This window comes from Kitasatospora putterlickiae, assembly GCF_039527695.1.
Classification (GTDB): Bacteria; Actinomycetota; Actinomycetes; order Streptomycetales; family Streptomycetaceae; genus Kitasatospora; species Kitasatospora putterlickiae.
This window is the reverse complement of record NZ_BAAAKJ010000421.1, coordinates 1-4,722: the sequence shown is the minus strand read 5'-3', so window position 1 is coordinate 4,722 and position 4,722 is coordinate 1. Positions and strand designations below refer to the sequence as shown.

Sequence of the window (4,722 nt, the reverse complement as noted above, 5' to 3'; positions counted from 1 at the left end):
GGCGGCGAGCGCGGCGGCCAGCTGTCGTACCGGCTGGCCGCGGGCCCCAACCGGGCCGCCGCCGTGCACCGGCTGGCGCCTGCGGAGTGGGTCGGCGCGGGCCCGGTCGAGGACTTCCCGCCGGGCGAGCCGGTCCGGCGCACGGTCGACGGGCTGGCGGTGGTCGTGGTCCACGACGAGAACGACGACTGGCACGTCCTCGCCGAGCGCTGCGCGCACCTGTCCGGTCCCCTGGCCGAAGGCACCGTCGTGGACGGCTGCCTGCGCTGCCCGTGGCACGGAAGCGAGTTCCGGCTCCGCGACGGCGAGGTCGTCCGCGGCCCGGCCACCGCGCCCCAACCGGTCCTCCAGGCCCGGGCCCTCTCCGGCCACCTGGAGATCCGCCTGCCGGACGCGGGCTGAGGACCGACGCCGAGCCCCCCGTGCGAATCGGCGACGCGACCATCTGGTCCTAGCCGCGTGCACGGGGCTCACCCGGCCGATGAATCGGGTACCGACACGATCGAACGGGAGCTGCGCCGCCGATGCCCCAGACCGGGCGGAAGTTGCCCGACCTCCCCCTCGGGCGGGCCCGGGTCGGGTCCGGGTCCGTCAGCTTCGTGGACGCCTCGGCGGGGCCGACCGGCGCTGGACGGTCACGTCAGCGCGACGCTGACCTGCGAGCCGAGGTCGGCGAACCCGAGGGCGGCCGCCACGCTCCGGGAGGCCGGAACCCGGGCGCGCCATTGCGGCAGCAGATCCTGCGCGAGCGCGTGCCGCACCGCCGCGGAGCCGGTCAGCCGGGCGAGGCCCCGGCCCCGCCGGCCGGGCGCGGTCAGCACCGCCAGGTGAGCGGTGCGGGCGGGCCAGTCACGGTAGCCCGCCGCGGCGGCGACCCGGCCGTCCAGCCGGACGACGAACGCGGGCGAGGTGATCTCGTCGAGACCCGCCTCGTCCGCGTCGGCCTGCCCGGCGGCCCGTTCGAGAGCCGTCAGTTCCGGGTGTCCAGCCGGCAGGCGCTCGACGGACAGGCCGCCGGGGGCCACCGGCCGGAAGGCGGCCTCCGAGACGTAGGCGAGCGCGGCCGGGCCGATCACCCGACCGATCGGAAGCGTCCTCGCGAGCACCGAGGCGTCGGCCAGGTCGGCGGCGGGCACACCGGCCACGGCCTCGCGGACCCGGTCGGCGTCCGCCTCGGTCGGCGCCGTGACGACGGTGGCCCCGCCGAGGAGCACCACGCCCACCCAGCCGGGCGGGCAGAACCTCGACCCGGGAGCGGCCACCACCCGGACCTCGCCCTCCTCACCGAAGACGACCGGCACCGAGGCCAGGTCCCGCCACAGGCCCCGGGCCCGGTCCAGCAGCAGAGGATCGTTCACCATGGCCCGATCCTGCCAGGCCCCTCCTGGGGGAATCGGCCGAACACGGATACGGCCTCGCCCGTGAGCTGTCGGCGCCTCGGGGCTTCGGCGCCGGCGCGCAGCGCCGCCAGCACCCGGGCCAACAGGGTCTCCAGGGGCGAGCCGGCCGAGGGCCTGGTAGGCCGACCAACCGTCGCCGCCGGCGGTGCCGAAATGTGGGCGGGGCGGGCGCTCGGCCTGCTGTGACCCCAGGGCACACCCACGCTGCTGTCGCCTGTTCGCGCCGCGAGCGCCTCGGCAGAACACGACCCACCACGCTCCGCCACAGCTCCGGGGTCTGGCGGGCGGGCGCTCGGCGCGCTCTTGATTCAGACCATCGGGGTCTACCGGCCCCAGGGGGACACCGCACTGCTGTCGCCTGTCGGCGCCACGTGCGTCTCGGCGAAGCACGACGCGCCAGGTTCCAGCACAGCGCTCGGGTGTGGGGGCGGGCGCTCGGCATGCTGTTGATCAGACCGCCCCGGGTACACCCACGCCGCTGTCGCCTACCCGTGCCCCGAGCGTCTCGGCGGAGCACGGCGCGCCAGGTTCCGCGCGGCGCCCGGGTCTGGCGGGCGGGCGCTCGGCGCGCTGTTGATCAGACCGCCCGTGGCACACCGCTACTGCTGGTCGCCTGCCCACGCCCCGAGCGCCTCGGCAGAACACGACCCACCAGGCTCCAGCACCTCTCCCCGGTGTGGGGCGGGGCGGATGGGGCAGGCGCTCGGCATGGTGTTGATCAGACCGCCCGGGGTGTACCGGCCTCAGGGGGATAGCGCGCTGTTGGTCTCCTGTCTGCGCCGTGAGCGCCTGGACGGGGGCAGTCGGGTGTTGGACCTCGGGACGGGGACGGGGGTGGTGGCGCTGGCCGCCGCGCGGAGCGGGGCGCGGGTGACGGCGGTGGACCTCTCGGCGTGGGCCGTGCTCGCGGCCTGGGTGAACGCCCGGCTGCGCCGTGCCCGGGTCGAGGTGTGCCGGGGCGATCTGACCGGGCCCGTCGACGGGCGGCGCTTCGACCTGGTGACCGCCAATCCGCCGTACGTGCCCGCCGAGGGCCCCGGTCGCCCGACCGGGCCGGCGCTCGCCTGGGACGCCGGGCCGGACGGGCGGCTGGTCCTGGACCGGATCTGCCGGGAGGTGCCGGGACTGCTCGCCGCCCACGGGGTGCTGCTGCTGGTGCAGTCCTCGCTGGCGGGCGTGCCGCAGACGCTGGCCGCGCTGCGCGGGGCGGGGCTGCGGGCGGCCGTGGTGGCCCGGCGCCGGCAGGCGTTCGGGCCGGTGATGACGGAGCGGGCCGGGCTGTTCGAGCGGCTGGGTCTGATCACGACGGGGGTGCGCGAGGAGGAGTTGGTGGTGGTGCGCGGTGTCCGGTGGCGGTGAACCCAGGGACGGCGGCCGCACGCCGGTGCGGGTGACGGTGCTGGCGGAGGGGCCGATCCTGGTGGAGGGCCCGGTCGAGGTGACCGGGCCGGACGGCGTGGTCCGGCTCTGCGAGCGGCCGGTGGTGGCGCTCTGCGCCTGTCGGCGCAGCCGGCACCGCCCGTTCTGCGACACCAGCCACCGCCGGCACGGCGGCCCCGCCACGCAGCGCTCAGCGGGACCCGCCGGGACCGTCGGGCAGGGGTGAGCGCAGCGAGCTGCGGCCGGCCCGCCAGCGGTCCAGCAGGTGGGCGGCGAACCGGTCGTCGACCGTCCCCGCCGCCGCCAGGCCGAACGCGATGTCCTCGGCCAGCCCGGGTTCGGCGGCCGTCAGCGCGTCGATCACCCCGCGCCGGACCAGTTGCTCGTGCACCGCGTCCGCCTCGACGTGCTCGCGGTAGAACAGGGTGCCGTCCGGGCCGGCGCCCAGGCGTTCCAGGGCGGCGGCCAGCCGGGCGGCGCCGGGCGGGGAGGTGATCTCGATGGCGGCGAACTGGCCGACGGCCGCGCCGCGCAGCACCCGGTGCAGCCCGAACAGCGTCATCAGGTTGACCACCGCGAGCGCGGGCGCGGGCACCGCGTCGAGGTAGTGGCCGTAGCCCGGTTCCAGGCCGAGGTCGGCCATCATCCGGGCGAACAGCAGCGCGTGGGCGTTCTCGGGCCGCCCGGCGCCGTACTCGTCGAAGACGACGGTCATCAGCACCGCCTGGGCCGGGCCGTGGATCCTGGGCAGCAGCCACAGCTGCGGGTCGGCCTCCTTGAGGTGGTAGACCGAGCGGTGGACCAGGTACTCGCGGGCCTGCCAGCGCTCCCCCTCCGACTGCAGGTAGGCGGACGGGCCGCCGTCGCCGGAGGCGGTCAGCAGGCGGTCGACGGCCTCGTCGAGCGGCGGCACGGGCCCGGTCTCGGCCCGGACGGCGGCGAGGAACGGGCGTTCCAGGGCGGACCGGAGGGCGAGCAGCCCGGGATCCCACTCCCAGCCGGCGTGGACGCCGGGCAGGCCCCGGTCGTGCATTTCGTAGCAGAGGTGGAGCGCGAGCTGGTGGTCCTCGCTCCACGGGTCGCCGCGCCGGACCGCCGCCTCCCAGCCGGGGCCGTCGGGCGGCGTGCCGGGCGGCTCGGCGCTCAGCAGGTCGAGGACGGCGCCGGAGAGGGGACCCCGGGGCCGCGGTGCCTGGCGGTTCGGTGCCTGGCCGTTCGGTTCCCGGGAGCCGGGAGCCTGGGTGGTGGTGTCGGGTGTTCGCAGGGCCATTCCGGTCCGCCTCCTCCGGGTCGATGTCGCGATCCGGCAGGGCGGCTTCCCCGGATCGGCCCGCGAGGAACCCGCGGGCGGCGGATCGGTGGCCGTCAGGGTGCGGCCGGCCGGGGAACGCGGATGGCCAGGAGGAGGCCGTGGTCGACCGGGGTGGCGGCGGTGGTCAGGTGGCCGGCGATGCGGTCGAGGCGGGCGGTGAGGCCGGCGTCCGGGACGGCGGGCGCCGGGTGGTCGGCGCCGGAAGGAGCGGTGGCGGGGGTGGCGGCGGCGAGCAGACGGGCCGCGCGGGCGCCGGTGGGGGTGCGTTCCGGGGGCCCGAGGGTGGCGAGCAGCAGGACGTCACCGGGCGGGAGGCGCAGGTCGGACTCGTCGTACCGGGCACCGGGACGGGCGCCGAGGGCCGGGCCCACCGGGCCGGGGGCGAAGGCGGCCGCGTCGGCGCGCAACAGGAGCGGAGGCAGTTCGTCGGCGGCGCTCCACAGCAGGTCCCCGGCGCGCGGGTCGTACAGGGCGCAGACGGCGCCGGCCGTCCGGTGGCCGTTGTGCTCGCAGAGCATCGCGTTGAGCACGTCGAGCAGTTCGGCCGGGCCGGCGCCGGTGTGCGCGAGGGCGCGCAGGCCGTTGCGGACCTCGCCCGCCCGGACGACGGCGGCCGGGCCGCGCCGGCCG

6 protein-coding genes are annotated in these 4,722 nt (G+C 77.4%); 3 read left to right on the top strand and 3 right to left on the bottom strand.

Annotation, left to right across the window (positions count from 1 at the left end; translation table 11 throughout):
* Positions 1–402 (top strand): Rieske (2Fe-2S) protein (locus tag ABD308_RS35120; RefSeq protein ID WP_344344041.1); only part of this gene is annotated, 402 nt, incomplete at its 5' end.
* A gap of 233 nt (positions 403–635) precedes the next feature.
* Here the strand turns inward: ABD308_RS35120 and ABD308_RS35115 are convergent.
* A complete protein-coding gene (locus ABD308_RS35115) occupies positions 636–1,361 on the bottom strand; it encodes a GNAT family N-acetyltransferase (protein WP_344344039.1) in 726 nt (241 codons plus the stop codon).
* A gap of 729 nt (positions 1,362–2,090) precedes the next feature.
* On the opposite strand from ABD308_RS35115, the gene ABD308_RS35110 reads away from it, so the two are divergent.
* Both ABD308_RS35110 and ABD308_RS35105 read left to right on the top strand, forming a co-directional pair.
* A complete protein-coding gene (locus ABD308_RS35110) occupies positions 2,091–2,759 on the top strand; it encodes a HemK2/MTQ2 family protein methyltransferase (RefSeq protein ID WP_344344037.1) in 669 nt (222 codons plus the stop codon).
* Positions 2,743–3,006 (top strand): CDGSH iron-sulfur domain-containing protein, encoded by a 264-nt coding sequence (locus ABD308_RS35105; protein ID WP_344344035.1) that lies wholly within the window; start codon positions 2,743–2,745, stop codon positions 3,004–3,006. Before ABD308_RS35110 ends, ABD308_RS35105 begins: the two co-directional genes overlap by 17 nt.
* Here the strand turns inward: ABD308_RS35105 and ABD308_RS35100 are convergent.
* Positions 2,971–4,050 (bottom strand): iron-containing redox enzyme family protein, encoded by a 1,080-nt coding sequence (locus ABD308_RS35100; protein ID WP_344344033.1) that lies wholly within the window; start codon positions 4,048–4,050, stop codon positions 2,971–2,973. The genes ABD308_RS35105 and ABD308_RS35100 overlap by 36 nt on opposite strands.
* Positions 4,051–4,145: 95 nt before the next feature.
* Positions 4,146–4,722: PP2C family protein-serine/threonine phosphatase (locus ABD308_RS35095; protein ID WP_344344031.1), on the bottom strand; the 577-nt coding region annotated here is incomplete at its 5' end.

What these genes read in the sequence shown, in the direction of transcription:
- ABD308_RS35115 (WP_344344039.1), bottom strand. Translation starts at nt 1,361, where the DNA reads ATGGTGAACGATCCTCTGCTGCTGGACCGGGCCCGGGGCCTGTGGCGG.
- ABD308_RS35110 (WP_344344037.1), top strand. Translation starts at nt 2,091, where the DNA reads ATGGGGCAGGCGCTCGGCATGGTGTTGATCAGACCGCCCGGGGTGTAC.
- ABD308_RS35100 (WP_344344033.1), bottom strand. Translation starts at nt 4,050, where the DNA reads ATGGCCCTGCGAACACCCGACACCACCACCCAGGCTCCCGGCTCCCGG.